The organism is Paracoccus sp. (in: a-proteobacteria) (assembly GCF_046289755.1).
Taxonomy (GTDB): Bacteria; Pseudomonadota; Alphaproteobacteria; order Rhodobacterales; family Rhodobacteraceae; genus Paracoccus.
Genome location: NZ_JBKBVD010000005.1, coordinates 78,128 through 100,088, shown reverse-complemented (window position 1 = coordinate 100,088; position 21,961 = coordinate 78,128). Strand labels below are relative to the sequence as shown.

Genomic DNA, 21,961 nt, shown 5'->3' with positions numbered 1-21,961 from the left:
CGGGATAAAACCCGCGCGGATTATTGCCGGGCGGCAGCTGAATAATCACAATCAACTGGAATTAATAAATACTTCAAATGATTTGGTGTTTATGTCTTATCTTCAGGAAAGACAGCCTATGGTCCGGACTCGTTCTTGATTACGGCCAGAACATGACGGTTGCGGCCAGAGAGATAGCGGAGAGACCGGTCTCCGGGCACCTGTCGTAACGCGTGGCGACCCGTCTCCGGTCTTTCAGCCGACCGAACATGATCTCGATGCGATTTCGCCTTTTATAGCGGCGCTAATCGTATTTCACTGTCTTCTTGCGGGACTTCCGACCGGGGATGCACGCTTTTATCCCACTGTCTTGCAACGCTTTTCTCAGCCAGTCAGCGTCATAGCCCCGATCCGCCAGAAACCAATCGGCCTGCGGGATGGTGTCTGGAAGCGCCGCCGCGCCGGGGTAGTCGCTGATCCGGATGCGGTCGTGGCGATAGATGAAACCGGTTTTCTGAAGCAGGGTCATGCGTCCTGTGGTGTGGCGCGCCAATACACCGGCTCGGCGGGCAAGATCACCAATTGCCAGATCGGGGTATTTGCTTCCTATGTCTCGCGCCACGGGCACACCTTCATCGACCGGGCACTTTATCTGCCGGAGGTCTGGGTATTAACCCGAAGACGGTTGCGAAGTGGCGAAAGCGCCAGACAGATCGGGGATCTCAAGACTGCGCCGAAAGAGCCACGTTCAACGATCCTGGGCCTGATCGGCGCCGGAAAGTTCGGCTCGATGGTGCTGGCGCAGGCGCGCAAGATCCCCGGCTATCATGTCGTGGCCGTGGCCGATCTGGATGTCGGCAAGGTCCGCGCCTCGCTGGCCCGCACCGGGTGGGATGATGCCGAATATGGCGCCACCTCGTTCGGCGATGCGATGGACACGGGCCGCACCTTCGTGACCGACGATGCGGCGGCCCTTTGTGCCTTTGACGGCATCGAATGCATCATCGAGGCGACCGGCCACCCGCTGGCGGGCGTGCGTCATGCGGTGATGGCGATCGAGGCGGCCAAGCATATCGTGATGGTCAATGTCGAGGCCGATGTCATGTGCGGCCCGCTGCTGGCCCGGCGGGCACGCGAAAAGGGCGTTGTCTATTCCATGGCCTATGGCGATCAGCCGGCCTTTTGCTGCGAGCTGGTCGATTGGGTCCGGTCCTCGGGGTTCGAGCTGATCTCGGCGGGAAAAGGCATGAATTTCCGCCCCCCCTATCGCTATTCCACGCCCGACACGGTCTGGAGCTTTTTCGGATGGTCGGATGAATTCGTCGCCAAGGGGGATTTCAACCCCAAGATGTACAACTCGTTCACCGACGGCACCAAGGCCGCGATCGAGATGGCGGCGGTGGCCAAGGGCACCGGGCTGGACTGCCCCGATGACGGGCTGGCCTTTTATCCGGCGGGGCTGCAGGATCTGGCGCAGGTCTTCAAACCCGAGGCCGATGGCGGGCGCCTGCCACGTGCGGGCCTGACCGATATCGCCGCCAGCCGCGAACCCGATGGGCGGGTGGTGATGAACAATATCCAATACGGCATGTTCGTGACCTTCCGCGCGCCCGACGAATATACCCGCCAGTGCTTTGCGCAATACGGGCTGCTGACGGATGACAGCGGCTGGTATGCCTCGATGTGGCGCCCGTTCCACCTGATCGGGCTGGAAACCTCGGTCTCGGTGCTGTCGGCCTGCCTGCGTGGCGAACCCACCGGCACGGCGGTCGAGTTCCGGGGCGATGCGGTCGCCACCGCGAAAAGCGACCTGAAGGCGGGCGAGTGGCTGGACGGCGAGGGCGGCTTTGCCACCTGGGCCAAGGCCGTGCCCGCCACCCTGTCCACGCGCATCAACGCCCTGCCGATCGGGCTGGCGCATAGGGTGCGGCTGACGCGGGACGTGCCGCGCGACCAGATCGTGACCTTCGATGACGTCGATCTGGTCGACGATCTGGACGTGGTCGCGATCCGGCAGGAACAGCAGCAGACCATGGCCCCCAGACAGGACCGCGCCGCATGAGCCATGTCACCCTGCCCGCAGCCGAGGTCGAGGCGCCTCACCCCGGCCTGTCCCTGCGTCGCGAAAGCCCCGCGCGGATCGATGAAGGACATGCCCCATGACCGGTCACATCGCCTTTCTGGGCACTGGCCTGATGGGCGCGCCCATGTGCCGCAATCTGGCCGCCTCGGGCATGCAGGTCCGCGCCTGGAACCGCAGCCGTGCCAAGGCCGAGGCCATCGGTCACGGCGTCACCGTCACCGGCAGCGCGACCGGGGCCGCTGACGGCGCGCGGGCCTGCATCGTGATGCTGTCGGACGGTCCCGCCTGCCGGCAGGTGCTGTTGGCCGATGGGGTGGCGGCGCGTCTGGCGCCCGGCGCGACCCTGATCGTGATGTCCTCGATCAGCCATCCCGAGGCGCTGGAGCTGGCCGAAACCGCGACGGCGATGGGGCTGCGCTGGCTGGATGCGCCGGTCTCGGGCGGGACGCCTGCGGCTCATGCGGGCACGCTGTCGATCATGGCGGGCGGCACGGACGCCGATATCGAGGCCGCGCGGCCCATGCTGGCCCCGATGGGGCGCGTCGTGCATATCGGACCGGCGGGCACCGGCGCGCTGACCAAGCTGATCAACCAGATCACCGTCGCCTCGACCATCGCCACCGTCGCCGAGGCGGTCCTGCTGGCCGAGGCGGGCGGCGCCGATCCGGCCCGCGTGCGCGAGGCGCTGATGGGCGGTTTCGCGGCCTCGCGCATTCTGGAGCTGCATGGCCAGCGGATGATCGACCGCGACTTTCAACCCGGCGGGCCCGCCCGCTATCAGCTCAAGGACACGACCGCCGCCCGCGAGGTGGCGCAGAAGCTGGGGCTGGATCTGCCGGTGCTGAACCTGGCGGACCGGCTGTTTGCCGACCTGATCGCCCATGGAGGGGGCGATCTGGACCATGCGGCGCTGCTGATCGAGCTGCGGCGCCGCAACGGACTTGCGACCTGAACGACCGGCGCATCGCGCCAGGACATCCATGGGAGGAACTGACATGACATTCACCATCACCCGCCGCGCCGTGGCCCGCAGCCTTGCCGCGCTGGCCCTGATCGGCACCGCGATGACCGGCCTGCCCGGCGCGGCACTGGCCCAGACCACTCTGCGCGTTGCGGTCCCTGACCCCATCGGCAGCTCGGTCGGGCGCGCCGCCACCCGCTTTGCCGAGCTGGTCGCTGAGAAGACCGCAGGCGAGGTGACCGTCGAGGTCTTTCCCGACGGCGTGCTGTTTGGCGGCGATCAGAACGCGGCGGTCAACCAGCTGGGCTCGGGGGCGCTGGACGGGCTGATCCTGGCCAGCTCGGTCTATGCCTCGTTCGAGCCGCGCATGAATGCCATCTCGCTGCCCTATCTGTTTTCCGATTACGACCAGCTGCAGGCCTATCTGGCGGGCGAGCCGGGGGACGAGCTGCTGGCCTCGCTGGACCGGCTTGGGGTCCACGGCCTGGGCTTTTTCCTGCGCACCTTCCGCAATGTGACCACCCGCGACACGCCGATCACCGCCGCCGGGGATTTCGCAGGCCTGACGCTGCGCACCCCCAACAATGCCCAGTTCGTGGCGCTGTTCGAGGCGCTTGGCGCCAATCCCACGCCGATGGCCTTTTCCGAGGTCTATTCGGCCCTGCAGCTGGGCGCCATCGACGGGCAGGAAAACCCGGTCGAGGTGCCGCTGAACAACCGCTTTGCCGAGGTGCAGGGCCATCTGAACATGACCCGGCATGTCGCCGACAGCTTTCTGCTGGCCCTGTCCGCCAGCGCCTGGGACCGCATCCCCGAGGACAGCCGCGAGGCCGTCCGGCAAGCGGCAGACGAGATGATCGCGGCCCATAACGCCGAAGAGATCGCCGCCGAACAGGACATCATCACCCAGCTGAGGGAACAGGGCATGCAGGTCAATGAATTTGCCGGGGGCGAGCTGGCCCGCGTGCAGGACATCGCGCGCGCCACCTATCCCCGGTTCGAAGAGCAGATCGGCGCCGGGTTCATGCAGAAAAGCCTGAGCTTCGTGCAAGAGTGACGGCAATCAGGTCCGCTGCCCGGGGCAGCGGACCATCCGGAAAGGGGGGGCGGATGCCACGCATCGACAGGCTGATATGGCGCATCATCGACGCGGCGATCCTGCTGGCGGTGCTGGGCATGGTCGCGCTGATCACCTTGCAGGTCGGGTCGCGTCTGGCCGGTCTGTCGGTTCCCTGGACCGAAGAGATGTCGCGCTTTCTGTTCATCTGGACGATCTGGATGGGGCTGGCCGCCTCGTTCCGCACCGGCGGCCATCCGGCGCTGCAACTGGTGCCCGACACAGCCCCCCGGACGGTGCTGCGCCTGATCCGCCTTGTCCGGGTCGGCGCGACCGTGGTGCTGTTCGGCGCGGTCGGCTGGCACGGGCTGGCATTGCTGCGCCAGCAGATAAGATTTGGCGAGCAGTCGCCCATTCTGCAGATCGGCATGTGGTGGGCGACCTTGCCATTGGTCATCGGCTCGGTTCTGGCGATTCTGGGGGCGATGATCGAGGCCGGTCGGGGCCCTGACACGGATGCGCCAGCCCCCCAGCCGCCAGCCACCCCGCCGCAAGCCCCCCAGCTCAAGGAACCATCGTGATGAGCCTGACCCTTCTGGCCGTGTTTCTGATCCTTGCGGTGCTGGGCGTGCCCCTGTCCGTCAGTCTGGGCCTTGGCACCCTGTCGGTGCTGTGGTGGTTCGACCTGCCGGTCAGCATGATCACGCAGCGCATGGCGACCTCGATCAATTCCTTCCTGCTGATCGCCGTGCCGCTGTTCATCATGGCCGGCATGATCATGGAGCGGGGCGGCCTGTCCGAACGCATCTTTGATGCCGCGCAGGCGGCGATCGGGCGGTTCCGGGGCGGGTTGGGGCAGGTCAATATCGCCTCGTCCTTCGTCTTTGGCGGCATCTCGGGGTCGTCGGTGGCCGATATCGCCAGCCTGATCTTTCTGATCGTGGGCATGCTGATGGATATCGTGGCCGCCGCACTGATGCTGATCCCGGTGCTGATGCCGGCCGCCGTGCAGGCCGGGGTCGATCCGATGCACTTCCTGATCTTCATGGTGGCATCGCTGGCGGTGGGGCTTGCCTCGCCCCCGGTCGGGACATGCCTCTTTGCGACGGCCTATGTGTCCCGCTTGCCCATGCAGGTGCTGGTCCGGGCGGCGCTGCCCTTTTACGCCATCAACATTCTGGTGCTGGTCATCGTCGCGGCCTTTCCGCAGATCGTGCTGTGGCCAGTGCGGCTGCTGACATGATCCCGGCGCCCGGATCGCGCAGAGGCAGATGCGGCTGTTCAACCGCATCATGGCCCTGACCCTGGCGCTGTCGGTCGTCCGGATGCTGATAAAGAGCGTACCTTGAATATCGGGAAGGTCCGCATCACCGACATTCTCCATCCAGGTTCGCTGCTGCAAGCATGCGGGCCAGCCCGGAAAAGCCGGGCGAACACGTCCCACCGGCGCCGTGGGCAGAACGCGCCAAACCCTTCTGATTGATGGTCCGGCAGCGCTGGCCCGCGTGTGGGACGATCCGAGCGCGGTCACGAAAAAGCGCAGGCTGCTGCGGCTGTGATCGACATGCGCTCTGAGAATCCTCTCTACATGGCCGAGGATGCCGGGGCCGCCGACCTGATCTCGGGCGGACGCTTGCAGCTCGGCATCAGCCGCGGCTCGCCGCTTCACCAAGCGTATCACCGGCCCGATGATGGGCTTCAAAGCGGTCAGATCTGCGGCGGCGACCGTCGCCGGGATTGAGACCGCTCACATCATCCGGACGGGACAATTCGGGTGGGCGCAGATCCCGGCAAGGGTCGCCGCCGAAAGCAACCCCCGCCGTGAACATGAACCGACCTCAACGATCTGCCCGTCGCACAAGCCCTGAAAGACCTTTGGGCAGCAGGACGACAAAACCTGCCATCAATGCCGCAAGGCCAATCGCACGGTAATCGCCGAATTCCTGCATCGCCTCATCCGCCAGCATGACCAGCGCGACGCCCATCAGCGGCCCCCAGACCGTGCCCACACCGCCGATGATCATCATCGCCAACAGAAACAGCAAGGTGGTCAGAGACAGCACGGTGGGGCCGACCACCCCGAACTGGGTGGCGTGGAACGCCCCCGCCATGCCGGTGAAAAACGCCGACAGTCCGAACACCCACAGCTGATAGCGCAGCTTGCTGATGCCCCGTGCGGCGGCCAGGCCCGGCTGGTCGCGCAGCGCCACAAAGGCCAGCCCAAGCGGACCGCGACAGATCACCACGGTAAAGACCAGCGCGGCGATGAACAGCGCCAGCCCGACATAGTACTGCCCCAGATACCAGCCCGGCCCCAGCAACTCGCGGAATCCCAGATCGCCGAAGCGCGAGAACCCCCGGACGCCGCCGAACAGCGGCAGACAACCCGAGGGCGGGTTGGTGAAGCAGGCCGTGTCATTGACGATGGCCAGTGACATGATCTGCACGAAGGCCAGCGTCAGCAGCGCCACGTAAGGCCCCTGCAGGCGCAGGCAGGCCAGCCCCATCAGCAGGCTGAGCAGAACCGCCGCCCCCGCCGCCCACAGCATCGCGGCCCAGATCGGCATCTCCAGATAATAGCCCAGCATCGCCGTGCCGTAAGCGCCCACAGCAAAGATCGCCATCTGGCCAAGCGAAAAGATGCCCGCCACGCCCAGCACCAGATTCCACTGGCCCACCACGATGGCCCAGATGAAGAACAGCGTCAGCGTGGTGATGTAATAGCGGTTGTCCAGCACCTGCGGGACCAGCGCAAAGACCGCCGCCAGTCCCAGGATGATCGCCAGATCGCGTTTGAGGGTTCCGTTCACAGCCGCACCACCTGTCTTGTTCCGAACAGCCCGTCGGGGCGCCAGATCAGGATGGCCACGACCAGCAGCAGAAGGATTGCAAAGGAATATTGCGGGCCCAGCTGATACTGGATCACCGCCTCGAACAGGCCCAGGGCCAGCGCGGCCAGAGCCGTGCCGCGCACCTGCCCCAGCCCCGCCACGACGCAGATGACAAAGGCCTTCAGCATCGGATCGCCCCCCATCGTCGGCGACAGCCCCGACAGTGAAGACAGCAATATCCCCGACAGCCCCGCCAGCGCCGCCGAGATCGCCAGCACCTGCGCATAAACCCGCCCGATGCGCACGCCCATCAGCTGCGCCGCCGTGCGGTTCTGCGCCGTGGCCCGGATCGCCCGCCCCATGCGCGTGCGCCCCAGCATCAGCGCCACCCCGGTCATGATGACCACCGCGACCGCCAGGATCAGGATGTTCTGCCACGGCACCGCCACCGGCCCGACCATCAGGCTGCCGGTCAGCCCCATCGGCTGCTGACGCGCGCCGGGACCAAAGCCGCGCTGGATCAGGTCCTGCATCACCGCGCCGATGCTGATCGTGGCGATGAAGATCTGCGTCTCGAACCCCTTGCGGTTCATCATCGGGCGCGCGGCCAGCACATAGATGACCAGCCCCATCGCCCCGCAGACGACCATCGCCGCCGCGATCCCGGCCAACGCGGGCAGGCCCAGCACGGTCATCACGTGAAAACAGACATAGCCGCCCAACGAGATCAGCGCCCCATGCGCCATGTTCAGCATGTTCAGCGCCCCATAGACCAGCGCCAGCCCCACGGTCGAGATGGCATACATCGCCCCGATGGTCAGCCCCGAGGCCAGGATCTGGATCACGACATCCATACTCACGCTCCCAGATAGGTGGACAGGATTTCGGGGCTGGACAGGAATTCGGCCCCGCCCCCCGACCACACGAAGCGGCCATGATCCAGCAGATGCAGGCGGTGGGCGTGATCGGCGATGCGGCTGGCGTTTTCCTCGACCACGATCACGGTGCGGCCCGACCGGCCCAGCTGCACCACCACCTGATAGATCTGGTCGATCAGCAAGGGCGCCAGCCCCAGTGACGGCTCGTCCAGGATCAGGACCTGCCCCCCGGCCATCAACCCGCGCCCGATGCCGACCATGCGCCGCTCGCCCCCCGACAGGGTGCTGGCGGGCTGGTGGCGGCGGTCGCGCAGCCTGGGAAACAGGGCATTCACCTCGTCCAGCAGCCGGGCGTGATCGGCGGGGGTGCCGCGCACAAAGCCGCCCATGCGCAGGTTTTCCTGCACGGTCATGTCGGGAAACAGCAGATCGCCCTGCGGGACATGGACGATGCCGCGCGCGGCGATCTGATCGGCGCGCAAGCCCGTCAGCGCCTCGCCCGCCAGCAGGATCTGCCCCGACAGGGGCCGCACAAGCCCCGAGATGGCGCGCATCAGCGTCGTCTTGCCATGCCCGTTCGGGCCGACCACGGCGATGAATTCACCCTGATCCACCTCCAGCGACACGTCGCGCAGCACGGTCTGGCCGCCATATCCGGCCGACAGCGATCGGATCTCAAGCAGGGGCATGGGGCCGACCTTTCGCCAGTTCCGCGACATGGCGCGAGGCGCCCTCGCCCAGATAGACATCGACCACGGTGCGGTCATGGACCAGATCGGCGGCCTGCCCCTGAAAGATCGCCTCGCCGTGATGCAAAATCAGGATGCGGTCGGACAGGGTGACCAGAAAGGACATCACATGTTCGATCATCACCACGGTAACGCCTGTCTCTGCGATGCGGCGCACGACCTGTATCATGCGCTCGATCTCATCCTGAGTCAGGCCTCCGACAGGCTCATCCATCAACAGCAGCTGCGGCGCGCAGGCCAGCGCGCCCGCCATCATCAACAGCTTGCGCTGAAAGACCGACAGATGTTCGGCAAGCTGATCCTCCGCACCCGTCAGCCCGACCAGCGCCAGCGCCTGATCGGTCAGCGCGTCGACATCACGGTCAAAGCGCAGTCCCGGCAGCCAGCGGGCACGGCGTCCGAACTGCGCCGCCGCCCGCACATTGTCGCGCAGGGACAGGCTGTCAAAGGCGGCGTTCAGCTGGAATGTGCGCGCGATGCCCGCGTGACAGACCGCACTGGGCGACAGACGGGTGATGTCGCGCCCCTGAAACAGGATCTGACCGGACGAGGGTGGCGTCAGCCCCGACAGCATGTCGAACAGCGTCGTCTTGCCCGCCCCGTTCGGCCCGCCGATGCCCAGAATCTGACCCTTTGCCACCTGAAAGGACAGATCGTTCACCGCCGTCAGCGCGCCAAAGCGCCGCGTCAGATTTCGGCACTCCAGCAGGGTGTCACCGCGCATGGCGCGTCAGCCCTTCAGCCAGGCGGGCGAGACGAAGGGCGCCTTGGCATAGAGCGGCGGCGCGATCAGCCGCCCGCCCTCGGCCCGGTCCTGGATCTGCAGGAACTGATGCGGCATCCCAAGCGAGGGGTCGGCCACTTGCGTGGGATAGCTGTAGGCGGTCTGCTCGTCGGCGCTGAAGCGGGTGGTGCCGCAGACGCCGCGATGGATCAGGCCGCGCATCCGGTCGGCAACCTTGCGGTTCTGGTCGATATCCCCCGGCTCTCCGGTGCCGCCGGCAAGGGCTGCTGCGGTGGCCCAGATATGGCAGCCGTCATAGGGCTGCGCGCCGGAATTATGGCCCGCATTCTCGCCGAATTTCGCCTTGTAGCGGCGCTCGAAGTCCAGCCCGATCTCGTCCTGCAAGGCACCCACGACGGTGGCATAGACCACGCCCACCGACGCATCGCCCGCGATGTCGCGAAACGCCGGGATCGAGGGGCCGTATTGCATATAGATCAGGCTTTGCGTCGGATCGTTGCTGAACTGCAGCATGAACTGCGCCAGATCGGCGGGCAGGAAATGCGTGATCGCGATGACGGCGGGTGGATCCTGACGCAGCTTGGCCAGCGTCGGTCCCCATTCCGAGGTGGGCACGTTCACCGTCTCGGCCAGACTGATTTCCCATCCGTATTCGGCGGCGCGATCCTGCAGGGCGCTGGCGATATTGGCGGAATAGACCCCGGTGGAGAGGATCACCGCCATCTTGCGGTTGGCGGGGGTGAAATCGCCGCTGGCCTCCAGCGTTTTCAGGAATTCCAGAAAGCCCGGGCCGTACCAGTATTCCGCCGGATCGCCCATGAAGGACCCGAAATAGCGGTCGGGATCGGATTTGATCAGCAGGTTGTGCCCGATCGTGGTGTCGTAATGGACATAGATGATGCCGCTGTCGGCCACCGTTTCCTGAATGGCGGTGCCCGAGCCGATATTGTTGCCATTGATGATCGCATGCACGCCGTACCGGTCGATCAGGCGTTGGGCAGCCTGCACGTTGTTGGCGTCGCCCATCTCGACCGTGTCGACGAAGACCGGCTCCAACGGGCGGCCCAGGATGCCGCCAAGCGCGTTGATTTCCTCGCAGGCCAGTGTCAGGCCATTGCGGAACTCGACCCCGTCGGCGGCGCCATAACCCGTCAGCGGGGCGGCCTGCCCCACGGGGATGGCGGCGCCCTGGGCGCGCGCCTCGCCGTTCATGGCCAGCAGGGCGGCGGCGGATCCGCCCATGGCCACGGCCCCGCCCATGAAGCGGCGGCGGCTGGTAAGAACATTGGGTGCGCGGGGTGTCTTGGTCATGGTCGTCATTCCCTGTCGTTGTTTTTGTTATGCGATATGGGTCAGCAGCGCCTCGGCCCGGGCGATGGCGGCGTCCTGATGGGGCTGCAGGTCATGCTGTCCGTATTCGGTCATGATCGGCAGGAACGGATCGGCGATACCGGACCGCACCCCCGACAGGCATTCCAGCACCGCCAGCCCGCAATAGGGCACGAAGGACGCGGAATAGCCCCCCTCATGCGTCATCACCACGCGGCCCCCGCACAGCCGGTCGGCGGCGGCCATGATCTGCGCGGTCATCTGCCGGAAGCTGTCGGAATGCAGCATCATCCGCCCCAACGGATCGCAGGCCGAGGCATCATAGCCGCAGGCCACCACGATCAGATCGGGGCGAAAGCGGTCCAGCGCGGGGATGACCACCCGCTCCATCGCGGCCAGATAGGCACCGTGCCCCGATCCGGGCGGCAGCGGGATGTTGATGTTGGCCCCCAGCCCCGCGCCCGCGCCATTGGCGTCGATGCCGCCGGAGCCTGCGGGATACAGGTTGTCCTGATGGAGCGAGATGGTCAGCGTCTCGCCATCTTCATAGAAGGCCGCTTCGGTGCCGTTGCCGTGATGGACATCCCAATCCACCACCGCGACCCGGCCCAGCCCGTGCAGGGCGCGGGCGTGATGGATGGCGATGACGGCATTGCCAAAGATGCAATATCCCATGCCCATATCGGCCAACGCGTGATGGCCGGGCGGCCGGATCAGCGCATAGGCGTTGCGCGCACCCCCGCTGAGCACCGCATCCATCGCCACGATCGCCCCGCCGGCGGCCAGTTGCGCGATCTCGAAACTGCCGGGGCCGAAGAACACGTCGTCGCCGGCATTCCCGCCATTGGCGTCGCTGAGCGCCCTGACCCGGTCCACGTAACCGGCGGTGTGGAAACGGCGGATCTCGTCCACCGTGGCCGGGCGGGGGCGGACCATGTCAAGGTGATCGGACAAGCCCGAGACATCCAGCAGATTTTTGAAGCGGCGCTTGGTTTCCGGATTCTCGGCATGCGTCCCGGGCTGGACCTGCAGACCGGGACGCAGCAGCAGGGCCGAATTGCCGGTGTCATGCCACAGATACAGTTCGTGAAATACAAACGCGGTGCCCAACAGGTCGTCCTCCGATGTTCTTCCGGCCCGCTTTGCCAATCCCGGCAGGGGACAGGCGGCAAGGGCCGAATCGAACTCTAGAAGGGCGCGACAGACCTGTCCCGACCCCTTGGGGTAAGGCCCCGCCACCCACCCCCACCCGTTCGGGTGGCGAGGGGCGGCAGGCGGGGTGGGCAGGACAACCGCGGGGGCATCGGCCGACAGGAAATGGTGGTCAGTGCAGGCCCGGTCCGGTCTCTCCGATCTGCTGCAGGCGCAGGGCGGCCTGGGTCCGGTTGGGAACGCTCAGCTTGCCGAAGATGTTCTTCAGATGCCATTTCACGGTATCGGGCGCCAGCGACAGGGTCGCGCCGATCTCCTTGTTGCTGGCGCCGCACAAAAGCAGCCGCGCGACCTCGCGTTCGCGCGGGCTGAAGGCCGGATCCCCTGACAGGGCCGGGGCCTGCGAGGCGGCCCGGGCCGGTGGGGCCAGCTGATCCAGCAGCCGGTCGACCAGCACGCGGGCCGGGCTCTGGGGCGGTTGCCAGGCCGGAATACGCGTCAGGCCAAAGCGCAACACCTGCCCGAAGGCCGCGCCCTCATCCGCCAGCGAGCGTACCGCGCCGGTCTGGGCGGCCAGCCCCACCGCTTCGGCCACCGCCGCCAGGGTCGAGATCGCGTCATTGGCGGCGAAGGCCGCGACCGAGGCCAGCGCGCGCAGCTGAATCAGGCGGCGCATCCGCCCGTCACGGCGGATCGCGGCGCTTTGTCGTTCCAGCAGGCGATAGGCGACCTGCGGGCGCGCTTCGGCGATCAGGACACGGGCCAGCGCCATCTGCTCCAGCTCGGAGGCAACGCTTTGCGGGCGCATCGGGTGCAGATCGGGCTCAGGCAGGCCGCGCGCGTCCAGGATCAGCCGCGGCAGCGTCACCTCGCCCCGGTCGATGAGGATCTTGATGCGTTCGTGCAGCGACATGGCGAAAAGGCGGCGATAGCGGGTGGCCAGCCCGCCGCGTTCCGCATCCTCCAGCAGGCGCAGAGCCTGTTCAGCCTGACCGCGCGCCGCCGCCAGACGGGCTGCCAGCAGGCTGGCGGTCATGGCATGCACGATCAGCCCGCATTCGCGGATGACCGGGCCGATCTGGGCCACAAGCTGTTCGGCCCGCGCCAGATCACCGCGTTCGTAATGCAACTCGGCCTCGAACAGCGCGACCATCGCATCGCTATAGGCCCCCTGCCCCTCGGCGTCCTGGGCGATGCTCCGGGCGCGGGCGAAATGCAGGCTCGCCTGATCCAGCGCGCCTGCCGACTTGTCCGCCAGCCCCAGGTTCAGCTGCGCATAGGCCAGCCCGAAGGCCGAGCCCGCCGTGCCGTGATGTTCCAGCGCCTGCAGCGCCATCTGCCGCGCCAGAACCAGATCACCGACAGAGCAATGGCAGAAGCTGAGCGTATTCGTCAGCGTGCCCAGCAGGAAATAGGCGCGTGGGGGAAGCTGCGCCAACACCCGCCGTCCCAGAACGATGGCCATGCGCGAATGTTCGGCGGCGCTCAGAATGCCCACATACAGCACTCCGATCTCGGCCTGCAGAAGCGTCGCCTCATCCTCGGGAATGGCGCCGGTTGCGCGGCGGGTCGCAATCAGGTGGCGGGCGCGGCGCAGCGTGGCAAAGCCGGTCATGGGGCGGCTGGTGTGGAAGGCGATCCAGACGCGGGCCAGCATCAGGCGGGGGCGGTCCTCGACCACTGCGTCGGGCAGCGCCGACAGCCAGCCCCGGACATCCGCGATGCTGCGGCTGGCGATGACGGTCATGCAGCAGTCCTCGATCATGTCGGCGGCAAGACGGGGCTGCCCGGCAGCCAGTGCGTGGGGGATTGCGTCGACCACGTGACCGGCCGCATGCAGCCAGTGCGCGGCGCGCAGATGAAGGCCCTTCAGCGCATCGCCCTGCAGCCCTGCCAGTTGACGCCGCAGCAGATCACGCAGCTGCGCGTGAAAGCAAAACCAGCCGGGTACGCCCTCGGCCGGTGTCAGGAAAATGTTGACCGCGCAGGCCTGCTCCAGCAGGCCCGCCGCCTTTGGCTGATCCGTCAGCGCAACCACCAGCGGAACCGAGATACGCTTGGGCAGCGCCGCGACCCTGAGGACCGCCAGAAGATCGTCGGGCAGTCGCGCCAGAACCTCTTGCGAAAGGAATTCGGCGATGGCCCCCTCTGCTCCGGCCATCCGGTCGGCAAAGCCGGTCGGGAGGCCCGGATCGGTCAGCGCCTGCCGGGCCAGCACGATGCCTGCGGGCCAGCCTTCGCAGCGTTGATGCAGCCAGCCAATCCGGTCGTCGGTCAGACCGGCGTCCGGCGCGGCAAGGATAAGCGCCCGCGTCTCGGCCAGCGTCAGGCGCAGCGCGGCCTGAGGGACAACCGCCAGCTGACCCCTCGCGCGCAGCCCCGCCAGCGGCAGGGTGCATGGCCGCCGCATCGCCAGCACCATATGCAGGTTGGGCGGACTATAGATCAGCAGGTTCAGAAGCGTCCGCTGGAGTCCCGGATCATCCAGCAGACAGGCATTGTCGATGAACACGAAGACAGGATCAGGGCAGCGCGACAGCCGGTTGATCAGCCCCGACAGCTTTCTGTCCAGGGGGGGCACGGCCGAGCCGACGCGCGTCGATGCCGGGCCGACCGGACTGTCCTCAGGATCCTGCGGGTCATCTTCGATGCCTCCGATCCCGGCCCGGTCGAGACTGGCCGTCAGATAGGTCATGAACCTGTCTTCCCGGTTGTCGCCGGGATCCGCAGTGAGCCAGGCAATCCGCGCAGCCGGAAGGGGCAGATTGTGCGCCCATTCAGCCAGTAGCGTCGTTTTCCCATAGCCTGCAGGCGCCTCGACCAGCACCAGCGTGCGGGGTGCGCCATGGGCGTCCAGCAATCGCAGGTGCGGGCGCGCCATCAGGGGCTGTGGCGTGTTGGGTACGACCAGCTTGGTGGTGATCATCATACGCGACATGGCTTTCCCGCAGCAGGCCAGATGTTCGCCGGAACAGTCAGCAATCCGGACGCCTGCGGCAAGTTCTCTTGCTTCACAGATCGTTTTTAGATTTATCATTTTCAGAAGAGTGCTGCCAGAAGCGTGAATATCCTCCCTCCTGTGCCCCCGGATCAGGCTCCTGTTCCTTTGATCTGCGGCCCCTGGTGATTGGGTTGGGTGACTTCGGTTGGCAGCGAGCAGAGAACTGCGAGGGGGGACGCCAGTTGACGGGCGCCGCAACTGGAAATCCCATTCACACAATCGCCATTCAGCGCAACGGTCCCACAAGAGCGCCGGCGTCAGCCCGCCATCTTGATGTGCCAGGTGATTGCGTTTCGGTATCCCAGTTGTTCCAGCAACTGGATCTTGGACGTCCAGCTGGCCGGACAGACAACCAGAACCGAATGATCGCCGCGTCTTGCGCGCGCAGCCTCTGCCGCCGAAACGAGCGCCGCCGCAGGGGGCCAGGGTTCACCGGGTTTCCGAGGGTCTGTCAGGGCTTCATGAAAAAAATCATCAATGACGCCAACAGCCGAGATGTCATGCGGTGCCGGGAAATGGAGAGGAGTCGCCGGGTGCGAGATCGCATAGCCCCGGATGCCGCCATCATCCTCTGACACGAACATGTTGCGATCCTCCAGGGTGAGGCTGCGTGTCATCCATGCTCCGAAACGCGTGTCGGCGTCAGCATGCGGCTTCCAGAACAGGGGGTGCAGATCGTTCAGAATGCGCCTGTGAGCCGCGCTTGCAGCGACAATGCCGGGCACGTCATCCTGGGTCGCCTGCCGCACATGGGGGAAGGTGGTTTGCCGGGTCAGGCCGGTCTTCGCAAAATACATGGTCAGCGGGGCATATCCCTGCCCGGCATATTCAGCCTCCCATGCACCGCCCGGCACGCTGGACGCCAGAAGGATCAACGCGCCCGCTTCGATCAGGTCGGCTTCTGCCGCCTTGAGCAGATCGTGCCGCGTCCCGGTCGGGGCGTCAGGCGAGACAAGGCAATCCTCCATGATCAGGCCGGGCGGGCCAAATTCCCCGGCATAAATCGGCGGGACCGGCAGCAGAATGGAATGCGTCACCCCAACCGGCCTGCCCCCCGCTTCCGCGACCAACCATTGCTGCCGGAAGGGTGGCTTTGCCGCCTCCATGGCCCTGATGATGGTTGAACAGATCTTCTCCCGCGCGTCCCGGTCCAGCTTCCACAGGCCGGGGTTGGTCGCGCAACGTTCTTCTGCATCGGCCAGCAACAGGGTCGCAATCCGGTCGATATCGGCGGGACCGGCAGGTCGGATCGTCAGGGTCATGGCAAACCTTTCGTCGGGATCAAAGCGCGGTGTGTTTCGCTCTACCGATCGCAGAACCGGCGGGCATTGACAAAGCAGCAATATTGGTGCCGGTGTTAGAAAAACTAACGCCTTAGGCCGGTGCGATGGAGAATCTGAACCTGAATGCCTTGCGCGTGTTTGCCGTGGCTGCACGCCTTGGCAACTTTCAGCGTGCGGCAGAGGTGCTGCACATCTCTCATGGGGCGGTCTCGCAGCGGATCAAGCAGCTTGAAGCCGATCTTGGCGTCGTCCTGTTCGACAGAAAGCCGCGCGGCGTCGCGCTGACCGCCAAAGGAAAATCGTATCACGGCGCAGTCGAAGAAGCGCTGCGCATCCTGACCGCCGCAACCTCTGAACTGAAGCCGTCAAGTCGCCAGATCAGGGTCCATATCGGCGCATCATCTGCCTCAAAATGGCTGATGCCGAGAATGCGTGCTTTCAATGCCCGGTTCCCGGACATTTCGCTGGAAACAGAGATCCATTACGCCATGCTGGAGCGAAATCTGGGCCGGAACGAGATTGCCCTCTGGCCGGGCAAGGCACCGGTGAACACTGCGGCGCATCATGTCCGATGCCTGTGTGAGCTGCGGCTTGTGGCGGTGTGCAGCCCGGATTTCCCGCGGCCCGACTGGCCGGTCGATACCGAGACGCTGTTGTCATTCCCGCTGCTTCAGGATGCCCATCGCAGGTGGGAAGATCTGATCGACAGCGCGCAGCGGGCGGGGCATGGCGGTCAGCACAGCATTCTGAACTTTGGCAGCTCTGCGCTGGCGCTGGATGCGGCCATTCAGGGCCACGGGGTCGCTGTCGCACCAACGTTCATGGTCGAGGCAGACGTCCGCGCAAGGCGTCTGGTGGAGATATGGCGCAGTCGGGATACGTCGGAAGAACACCTCTTTCTCTCATGGCCCAAACAACACGCGCACGAGAAACCGATGATGCACACCGTGGCATGGATTCTCTCCGAATTCGGTGTTGATGCAGCCACAGACCCGCATTCCGGGACCCCGCCCCCTGCGAAGGTCGGCAATGGGTCCGCTCGCTCATCGTGACCACCCGCCCGATAGCGCGCATCCGCATCAAACGGGGGCATTCGACGCGAAAATGAGATTTGCCCCGTTGGAGCCTGACCTGAAACCTGCGAACAAGGGGGCCTGCAACCTCGGCCACCCTCGCAGGAACCTTCATGTCCAAGCCATGCCCCCTCGTGCTGACCGACGACCATGTTGCCCGCGTCGCCCCTGTCGAGGGGCTGCTTTACAATCCGAACTGGCGGATGCTGGAGGATGGCGATCTGGATCTTCTGGCCGAGCGGCTGACTCAGGGCCGGCCCCGGCCCATCTCGATCTTTGCCTATGGCTCGCTGATCTGGAACCCCGGCTTCGAAGTTCAGGACCGCCGCCGGGCCACGGCTGTCGGATGGCATCGGGACTTCTCGCTGTCTCTGGACCATTTCCGCGGCACACCCGAACGTCCGGGGCTGATGCTGGCCCTTTCCTCGGGCGGTCACTGCGAGGGGCTGGTCCTGGATATCACCGAGGGGACCGAGGCGGCGTCGCTGCGCACGATCCTGCGGCGCGAACTTGTCGCCCATGAACTGGCTGCCAATGCCTGCTGGATAGACGTCGAGACCGATCGGGGACGAGAGAGCGCGCTGACCTTCTATGCCGATCCCGTGGACACGCCGGTTGCACGCCTGACAGTTCAGGAACAGGCCCGCAGACTGGCAACCGCCGCGGGCGCTGCCGGATCGGGCGCCGAATATCTGCTGCGCACCGCCCGGGGGCTGGACGAGCTTGGCATCCATGACGCGTATATCTGGACCCTGCAAAAGCTGGTGGCCGAAGAGATCGAAGCCGCACCGGAATTTGGCCCCACGAATGATGCCATCTGAAGAAAGCCGGAATGATCAGCGGCCGGTCTGCCGCCCTCAGAAATCATTCTGCAACGAATTCGATGATCACGCCGCCCGCCAGATCCGGGGGCACGATATGACCCGACGGGGTTGCCCGCGCAGGAATCCCGGCGCGGTCCAGACAGGTCCGCGCCTGATCCATATCGGCCACCCGGACCTGCAGAACCGCATGACCATTCAGCGGTGTCGCGTCCAGCCAGCCAGCCGGATAGATCCGTTGCAATGCGGAACGCTGCATCAGGTCGAGGCGGGCGGAATTCACGCCTGTGGCAACCGACGCCCCGCCATCCATCCGGGTCACGGAACCGCCCGTCAGGCATCGGGCAAAGCGACCGGCATCTGACAGAGGGTCGTCGGATATGGCGACAGTCGCGGCGAGACCCAAGGCGGAATTGGGATGTCGCATCAGATCCGGCAGCCAGACCGTTTCCGGGCTCCGGTGCTGGCACATGAAAAAAAGGCCGACGGGCACATCGGGCTTCAGAAAGTTCAGGGTCGTAAACGCCGCCCGCCCCCGGCTTCCGTCCGGCAATGGCACCGGACGATCAAAACTGTTCAGCCCCTCGGTTCCAATCCCAAGCCGGTCCAGCGCGGCCGCGGCCGCCGCAGCGTCCGCGATCCGGCAACAGATCGCATGCAGCCCCGGCCCGCCGTGCCTGACCGCCTCGAACCGTGGCCGGTTGAGGTCGGTCAGCTGCCGGATGCCCAGCAGTTCGATATAGTCGTGCTGCAGCATGATTGTATGATTGGCTGTGCCCTTGGCCGGGGGATGCTGTCCCAGTGGCGACAGCGTAAAGCCAAGTCGCGCATATTGCCCCGCGACCTCCTCAAGGTGCCCGCTCATCAGCAGGACATGGTCGATGCCGGTGACAGGATGGGTCATGCCCGGCCCTCGCGCAGGGCGCGGCGGGCGGGCCGGATGCGCAGCAGCCAGACGAACAGGGCGGTCATCAGCAGGAACATCAGGCTGAAGGGCTGGGTCACAAAAATCAGCGGGCTGCCCTCGGACACGATCAGCGAGCGGCGCAGGAACTCCTCGAAGAACGGCCCAAGGATCAGGCCCATCAGCAGCGGCAGCAGCGGATAGCCGAAACGCCGCAGCCCGAAGGCAAAGGCCCCGACGGCCAGCGCCATCCACATCTGAAACATCGAATAGGTCGAGGCATAGACACCCACCACGGACACCATCGCGATCACCCCATACAGAATGCCCCGGTTGATCCGCGCCAGCCTCATATACAGCGGCCCGAAGATCAGGACCGACACAAAGATCAGCAGCGAGGCCACCACCAGCGCCGCAAACATCGGCGCCACGACATCGAAACTGTCGGCCAGCAGACCCGGACCGGGCACAAGGCCATGGATCAGGAAGACGCCAAAAATGATCGCCGTCACCGCATCGCCCGGAATCCCGATGGTCAGCAGCGGCACGATGGCCCCGCCGCACATCGCGTTGTTCGCCGTCTCCGAGGCCGACAGACCCTGGATCGAGCCCTTGCCATATTCCCCGGGCTTGCGCGATCCGCGCTTGGCCTCGGCATAGGCAATGAAGGACGCCATCGAGGCGCCGCCACCGGGCAGCATCCCGATCAGCACGCCGATGACCGAGCTTTTGGCGAAGGTCCCCGCCCCCACCTCGCGCAGATCGGCGGCGCTCGGGATGAAATCGCGCGGGCCAAGGCGGCGGGCCACCTCGGGTGCGGTGCCAAAGGCGATCCTGCTGGGGGTGGCGGCCTGCACGAACAGCTCACAGATCGCGAAAAGGCCGATCACGGCGGGCAGCAGGGTGATGCCCTCGATCATGTAATAGCTGCCAAAGTCGAACCGCCCCACCGGCACCATCGGGTCGATCCCCACGGTCGAAATGGCCAGCCCGATGGCCATCGCCATCGCCGCCTTCCACAGCGATCCCGAACTGACGATGGTCACCGTGACAATCGCCAGCACCACCAGCGAGAATTTGTCCGGCGTCCGGAACAGCAGCGCGATCCGGCTGATCGGTTCAGCCAGAAACATCAGCAGCACGGCGCCGACCAGCCCACCGATCAGCGACGCAAAGGCAGACAGCCCAAGCGCGCGCGGCCCCTCGCCCCGCTGCATCAGGGCATATCCTTCCTGCGCCGTCATGACCCCCGAGGGGGCGCCGGGGATATTGACGGTGATCCCGGTGATCGAGCCGGCATAGATGCCCGCCATATAGATGCCCATCACCATGACCAGCGCCTGAGTGACCTCCATCCCAAAGGTGAAGGGCAGCAGGATGGCAATCGCCAGCGTCGCCGTCAGGCCGGGGATCGCGCCGAAGAACAGTCCCAGCAGAAAGCCCCCGATCAGAAACAGGAAGGTCATCGGCTGGAACAGCGTGACAAAACCGCCGCCAAGATCTGCAAGCATCGCCTCAGCCTCCCCAGACCGGCAGGAACAATCCGAACAGCCGCACGAAGAACAACCAGCCAAAGGCCGTGATCGCCACCGCCGTCAGAGCCGATTTCCATGCCGCGTCCCTCAGATCGCCGGTCGATTCATAGTTGAAAAACAATGCCATCAGCAGCGAATAGACCGCCGTGCTGGCGAAATATCCGATCCAGGGAAACGCCGCGAGGTACAGCACCGTCAGCACCAGCACCACCAGCGGGCCGGTCTGTGCCAGACGCGGCACATGCTCTGATCCGGGCGGCGCTTCGGTCCCGGCAGCCTGCGTGGTCACTTCGGTGAACAGGATCCGCAGGCCCGCCACATACATGAAGAGGCTCAGCGCCACGGGCAGAAAGGACGGCCCCGGTTCGCCGTCTCGTGCGAAGGGCATCCCCAGCTGCGGGATCTGGCTGGCATAAATCGTGGTCAGCACGATCAGAAAGGTCGCAAAGGCGGCTGGTCTGTTGAAACGGTATTGCGACATGCGCGAATTCCCTGTCCGGACCCGGAAGAGCACGGGTCACATCCCCTGTCAGATGACGCCATGCGGGCACCGGCCTGCGGCGGGTGCCCGCAGACCCTGCCTTAGTCCTCCAGCAGACCCTGCTCGACCAGGCTTTCGATCAGACCAAAGGCGCGCTCCTGAGCGCGGGCGACATAGGCGGCGGTCTCTTCCGGCCCCATCCACAGCGGGCCCATCGCGGTCTTTTCCGCAAGCGCCTGGAATTCGGGGTTCTCAAAAACCGTCTCGAAGGCGCGGGCCAGTGTGGCGATGTCCTCGTCCGGAGTGCCTGCGGGGGCGGCCAGCAGGCGGAAACTGCCCCAGATCACATCATACCCGGCCTCCTGAAAGGTCGGCACGTCGGGCACATCGGCGCTGCGTTCCTCGGCCATCACGCCCAGCACGCGCAGATCCCCCGACTGGATCGCCGGATAGGCCGCCGAGACCGACAGGCTGGCGGCATCCGTCTCGCCGCTCAGCAGGGCCTCGCGCTGGCTGCCGGACCCGTCGGGATAGGGCACATGGCGCACCTCGATGCCCGCCACATCGGCGAAATCCAGCGCGGGCAGATGCCATACGCCGCCGCTGCCGACATTCGAGATGGTCAGCTGTCCCGGCGCGGCGCGGGCGGCCTCGACAAATTCATCCAGCGTGGTCCAGTCCGAATCCGCCCGTACGACCAATGCCGTCGGATGAACCGTGACCGAACCGATATAGGCCAGATTTTCCGTGTGATAGCCGGGCACAAGGTCGAATTGCGGCACGGTGATGACGCTGTCCCAGGTCAGCGAGCCGATGGTATAGCCGTCGGGGCGCGCGCGCATCAGACGCATGGTGCCGACGCCGCTTTGCGCGCCGGGAATGTTCTGGGTGTTGATGCCGACACCCAGCGGCGCTTCGGCGAAATTCAGAAAGCTGCGCATGACGGTATCCGTGCCGCCCCCCGCAGCCCAGGGCATGATATGCATGATGTCGCGCTGCGGGTAATCCTGCGCCTGCGCCGCCAGCGGCAGCAGCAGCGCCGCGCCCAGCAGACCGGCCCTGAAGGTGGTGATCGGTGTCATCTGCGTGATCTCCTTGT

General features: G+C 65.7%; 19 protein-coding genes and 4 pseudogenes. 10 read left to right on the top strand and 13 right to left on the bottom strand.

The genetic code is table 11. The features are described 5' to 3' along the window. Nucleotides 1-139: 139 nt before the first annotated feature. A pseudogene (locus tag ACK41U_RS03200) lies at nucleotides 140-460 on the bottom strand (transposase); the annotation flags it as partial. On the opposite strand from ACK41U_RS03200, the pseudogene ACK41U_RS03195 reads away from it, so the two are divergent. From ACK41U_RS03195 to ACK41U_RS03160, 8 genes and pseudogenes are all read left to right on the top strand, one after another. Next, nucleotides 449-647, top strand: a pseudogene (locus ACK41U_RS03195) (transposase); the annotation flags it as partial. The pseudogenes ACK41U_RS03200 and ACK41U_RS03195 sit on opposite strands and share 12 nt — an antisense overlap. A gap of 122 nt (nucleotides 648-769) precedes the next feature. Then, entirely contained in the window at nucleotides 770-2,041 is a 1,272-nt protein-coding gene (locus tag ACK41U_RS03190) for an NAD(P)H-dependent oxidoreductase (RefSeq protein WP_409675892.1), read from the top strand. A gap of 97 nt (nucleotides 2,042-2,138) precedes the next feature. Further along, on the top strand, nucleotides 2,139-3,014 hold the full coding sequence (locus tag ACK41U_RS03185) for an NAD(P)-dependent oxidoreductase (protein ID WP_409675826.1): 876 nt from the start codon (nucleotides 2,139-2,141) through the stop codon (nucleotides 3,012-3,014). Between the two features lie 43 nt (nucleotides 3,015-3,057). Beyond that, complete coding sequence (locus tag ACK41U_RS03180; RefSeq protein WP_409675824.1) at nucleotides 3,058-4,080, top strand: DctP family TRAP transporter solute-binding subunit; 1,023 nt, start codon at nucleotides 3,058-3,060, stop codon at nucleotides 4,078-4,080. 53 nt (nucleotides 4,081-4,133) lie between these two features. Next, entirely contained in the window at nucleotides 4,134-4,661 is a 528-nt protein-coding gene (locus ACK41U_RS03175; RefSeq protein ID WP_409675821.1) for a TRAP transporter small permease, read from the top strand. Next, nucleotides 4,661-5,323, top strand: coding sequence for a TRAP transporter large permease subunit (locus ACK41U_RS03170; RefSeq protein WP_409675818.1), 663 nt, complete (start codon nucleotides 4,661-4,663; stop codon nucleotides 5,321-5,323). Before ACK41U_RS03175 ends, ACK41U_RS03170 begins: the two co-directional genes overlap by 1 nt. A 306-nt stretch (nucleotides 5,324-5,629) precedes the next feature. Further along, a pseudogene (locus ACK41U_RS03165) lies at nucleotides 5,630-5,743 on the top strand (LLM class flavin-dependent oxidoreductase); the annotation flags it as partial. Continuing rightward, a pseudogene (locus ACK41U_RS03160) lies at nucleotides 5,742-5,948 on the top strand (hypothetical protein); the annotation flags it as partial. The pseudogenes ACK41U_RS03165 and ACK41U_RS03160, both read left to right, overlap by 2 nt. Here the strand turns inward: ACK41U_RS03160 and ACK41U_RS03155 are convergent. From ACK41U_RS03155 to ACK41U_RS03120, 8 genes are all read right to left on the bottom strand, one after another. Continuing rightward, nucleotides 5,919-6,890 (bottom strand): branched-chain amino acid ABC transporter permease, encoded by a 972-nt coding sequence (locus tag ACK41U_RS03155; protein WP_409675815.1) that lies wholly within the window; start codon nucleotides 6,888-6,890, stop codon nucleotides 5,919-5,921. The pseudogene ACK41U_RS03160 and the gene ACK41U_RS03155 overlap by 30 nt on opposite strands. Beyond that, on the bottom strand, nucleotides 6,887-7,765 hold the full coding sequence (locus ACK41U_RS03150; RefSeq protein ID WP_409675812.1) for a branched-chain amino acid ABC transporter permease: 879 nt from the start codon (nucleotides 7,763-7,765) through the stop codon (nucleotides 6,887-6,889). Before ACK41U_RS03150 ends, ACK41U_RS03155 begins: the two co-directional genes overlap by 4 nt. Nucleotides 7,766-7,767: 2 nt before the next feature. Further along, nucleotides 7,768-8,478, bottom strand: coding sequence for an ABC transporter ATP-binding protein (locus ACK41U_RS03145; RefSeq protein ID WP_409675809.1), 711 nt, complete (start codon nucleotides 8,476-8,478; stop codon nucleotides 7,768-7,770). Continuing rightward, nucleotides 8,465-9,262: an ABC transporter ATP-binding protein gene (locus ACK41U_RS03140; RefSeq protein ID WP_409675807.1), complete on the bottom strand. Its 798-nt coding sequence runs from the start codon at nucleotides 9,260-9,262 to the stop codon at nucleotides 8,465-8,467. The genes ACK41U_RS03145 and ACK41U_RS03140 overlap by 14 nt, the downstream gene beginning before the upstream one ends. A gap of 6 nt (nucleotides 9,263-9,268) precedes the next feature. After that, nucleotides 9,269-10,594: an ABC transporter substrate-binding protein gene (locus ACK41U_RS03135; RefSeq protein ID WP_409675804.1), complete on the bottom strand. Its 1,326-nt coding sequence runs from the start codon at nucleotides 10,592-10,594 to the stop codon at nucleotides 9,269-9,271. A gap of 27 nt (nucleotides 10,595-10,621) precedes the next feature. Beyond that, nucleotides 10,622-11,722: a class II histone deacetylase gene (locus ACK41U_RS03130; protein ID WP_409675801.1), complete on the bottom strand. Its 1,101-nt coding sequence runs from the start codon at nucleotides 11,720-11,722 to the stop codon at nucleotides 10,622-10,624. A 214-nt stretch (nucleotides 11,723-11,936) separates the two neighbouring features. Then, nucleotides 11,937-14,702 carry a LuxR C-terminal-related transcriptional regulator gene (locus tag ACK41U_RS03125; RefSeq protein ID WP_409675798.1) on the bottom strand — a complete coding sequence of 922 codons (2,766 nt, stop codon included), beginning with the start codon at nucleotides 14,700-14,702 and terminating at the stop codon, nucleotides 11,937-11,939. A gap of 320 nt (nucleotides 14,703-15,022) precedes the next feature. Then, nucleotides 15,023-15,970 carry a hypothetical protein gene (locus tag ACK41U_RS03120; RefSeq protein WP_409675795.1) on the bottom strand — a complete coding sequence of 316 codons (948 nt, stop codon included), beginning with the start codon at nucleotides 15,968-15,970 and terminating at the stop codon, nucleotides 15,023-15,025. A gap of 182 nt (nucleotides 15,971-16,152) precedes the next feature. Here ACK41U_RS03120 and ACK41U_RS03115 point away from each other — a divergent pair, with 182 nt between their 5' ends. Both ACK41U_RS03115 and ACK41U_RS03110 read left to right on the top strand, forming a co-directional pair. After that, nucleotides 16,153-17,100 carry a LysR family transcriptional regulator gene (locus tag ACK41U_RS03115; RefSeq protein WP_409675792.1) on the top strand — a complete coding sequence of 316 codons (948 nt, stop codon included), beginning with the start codon at nucleotides 16,153-16,155 and terminating at the stop codon, nucleotides 17,098-17,100. A gap of 134 nt (nucleotides 17,101-17,234) precedes the next feature. Beyond that, nucleotides 17,235-17,942: a gamma-glutamylcyclotransferase gene (locus tag ACK41U_RS03110; protein ID WP_409675789.1), complete on the top strand. Its 708-nt coding sequence runs from the start codon at nucleotides 17,235-17,237 to the stop codon at nucleotides 17,940-17,942. 43 nt (nucleotides 17,943-17,985) lie between these two features. Here ACK41U_RS03110 and ACK41U_RS03105 read toward each other — a convergent pair whose 3' ends face one another. From ACK41U_RS03105 to ACK41U_RS03090, 4 genes are all read right to left on the bottom strand, one after another. After that, nucleotides 17,986-18,846, bottom strand: coding sequence for a VOC family protein (locus tag ACK41U_RS03105; RefSeq protein ID WP_409675786.1), 861 nt, complete (start codon nucleotides 18,844-18,846; stop codon nucleotides 17,986-17,988). Further along, on the bottom strand, nucleotides 18,843-20,357 hold the full coding sequence (locus ACK41U_RS03100) for a tripartite tricarboxylate transporter permease (RefSeq protein ID WP_409675783.1): 1,515 nt from the start codon (nucleotides 20,355-20,357) through the stop codon (nucleotides 18,843-18,845). Before ACK41U_RS03100 ends, ACK41U_RS03105 begins: the two co-directional genes overlap by 4 nt. A 4-nt stretch (nucleotides 20,358-20,361) precedes the next feature. Further along, entirely contained in the window at nucleotides 20,362-20,862 is a 501-nt protein-coding gene (locus tag ACK41U_RS03095; protein WP_409675780.1) for a tripartite tricarboxylate transporter TctB family protein, read from the bottom strand. 101 nt (nucleotides 20,863-20,963) lie between these two features. Further along, nucleotides 20,964-21,944, bottom strand: a complete 981-nt coding sequence (locus ACK41U_RS03090; RefSeq protein ID WP_409675777.1) for a tripartite tricarboxylate transporter substrate binding protein — start codon at nucleotides 21,942-21,944, stop codon at nucleotides 20,964-20,966. Between the last annotated feature and the right edge of the window lie 17 nt (nucleotides 21,945-21,961).

Excerpts from the sequence above, each read along its gene's own strand:
- ACK41U_RS03190 (WP_409675892.1), top strand. The coding sequence starts at position 770 with ATGGTGCTGGCGCAGGCGCGCAAGATCCCCGGCTATCATGTCGTGGCC.
- ACK41U_RS03185 (WP_409675826.1), top strand. The coding sequence starts at position 2,139 with ATGACCGGTCACATCGCCTTTCTGGGCACTGGCCTGATGGGCGCGCCC.
- ACK41U_RS03180 (WP_409675824.1), top strand. The coding sequence starts at position 3,058 with ATGACATTCACCATCACCCGCCGCGCCGTGGCCCGCAGCCTTGCCGCG.
- ACK41U_RS03175 (WP_409675821.1), top strand. The coding sequence starts at position 4,134 with ATGCCACGCATCGACAGGCTGATATGGCGCATCATCGACGCGGCGATC.
- ACK41U_RS03170 (WP_409675818.1), top strand. The coding sequence starts at position 4,661 with ATGAGCCTGACCCTTCTGGCCGTGTTTCTGATCCTTGCGGTGCTGGGC.
- ACK41U_RS03150 (WP_409675812.1), bottom strand. The coding sequence starts at position 7,765 with ATGGATGTCGTGATCCAGATCCTGGCCTCGGGGCTGACCATCGGGGCG.
- ACK41U_RS03145 (WP_409675809.1), bottom strand. The coding sequence starts at position 8,478 with ATGCCCCTGCTTGAGATCCGATCGCTGTCGGCCGGATATGGCGGCCAG.
- ACK41U_RS03140 (WP_409675807.1), bottom strand. The coding sequence starts at position 9,262 with ATGCGCGGTGACACCCTGCTGGAGTGCCGAAATCTGACGCGGCGCTTT.
- ACK41U_RS03135 (WP_409675804.1), bottom strand. The coding sequence starts at position 10,594 with ATGACCAAGACACCCCGCGCACCCAATGTTCTTACCAGCCGCCGCCGC.
- ACK41U_RS03125 (WP_409675798.1), bottom strand. The coding sequence starts at position 14,702 with ATGTCGCGTATGATGATCACCACCAAGCTGGTCGTACCCAACACGCCA.
- ACK41U_RS03115 (WP_409675792.1), top strand. The coding sequence starts at position 16,153 with ATGGAGAATCTGAACCTGAATGCCTTGCGCGTGTTTGCCGTGGCTGCA.
- ACK41U_RS03110 (WP_409675789.1), top strand. The coding sequence starts at position 17,235 with ATGTCCAAGCCATGCCCCCTCGTGCTGACCGACGACCATGTTGCCCGC.
- ACK41U_RS03105 (WP_409675786.1), bottom strand. The coding sequence starts at position 18,846 with ATGACCCATCCTGTCACCGGCATCGACCATGTCCTGCTGATGAGCGGG.
- ACK41U_RS03100 (WP_409675783.1), bottom strand. The coding sequence starts at position 20,357 with ATGCTTGCAGATCTTGGCGGCGGTTTTGTCACGCTGTTCCAGCCGATG.
- ACK41U_RS03095 (WP_409675780.1), bottom strand. The coding sequence starts at position 20,862 with ATGTCGCAATACCGTTTCAACAGACCAGCCGCCTTTGCGACCTTTCTG.
- ACK41U_RS03090 (WP_409675777.1), bottom strand. The coding sequence starts at position 21,944 with ATGACACCGATCACCACCTTCAGGGCCGGTCTGCTGGGCGCGGCGCTG.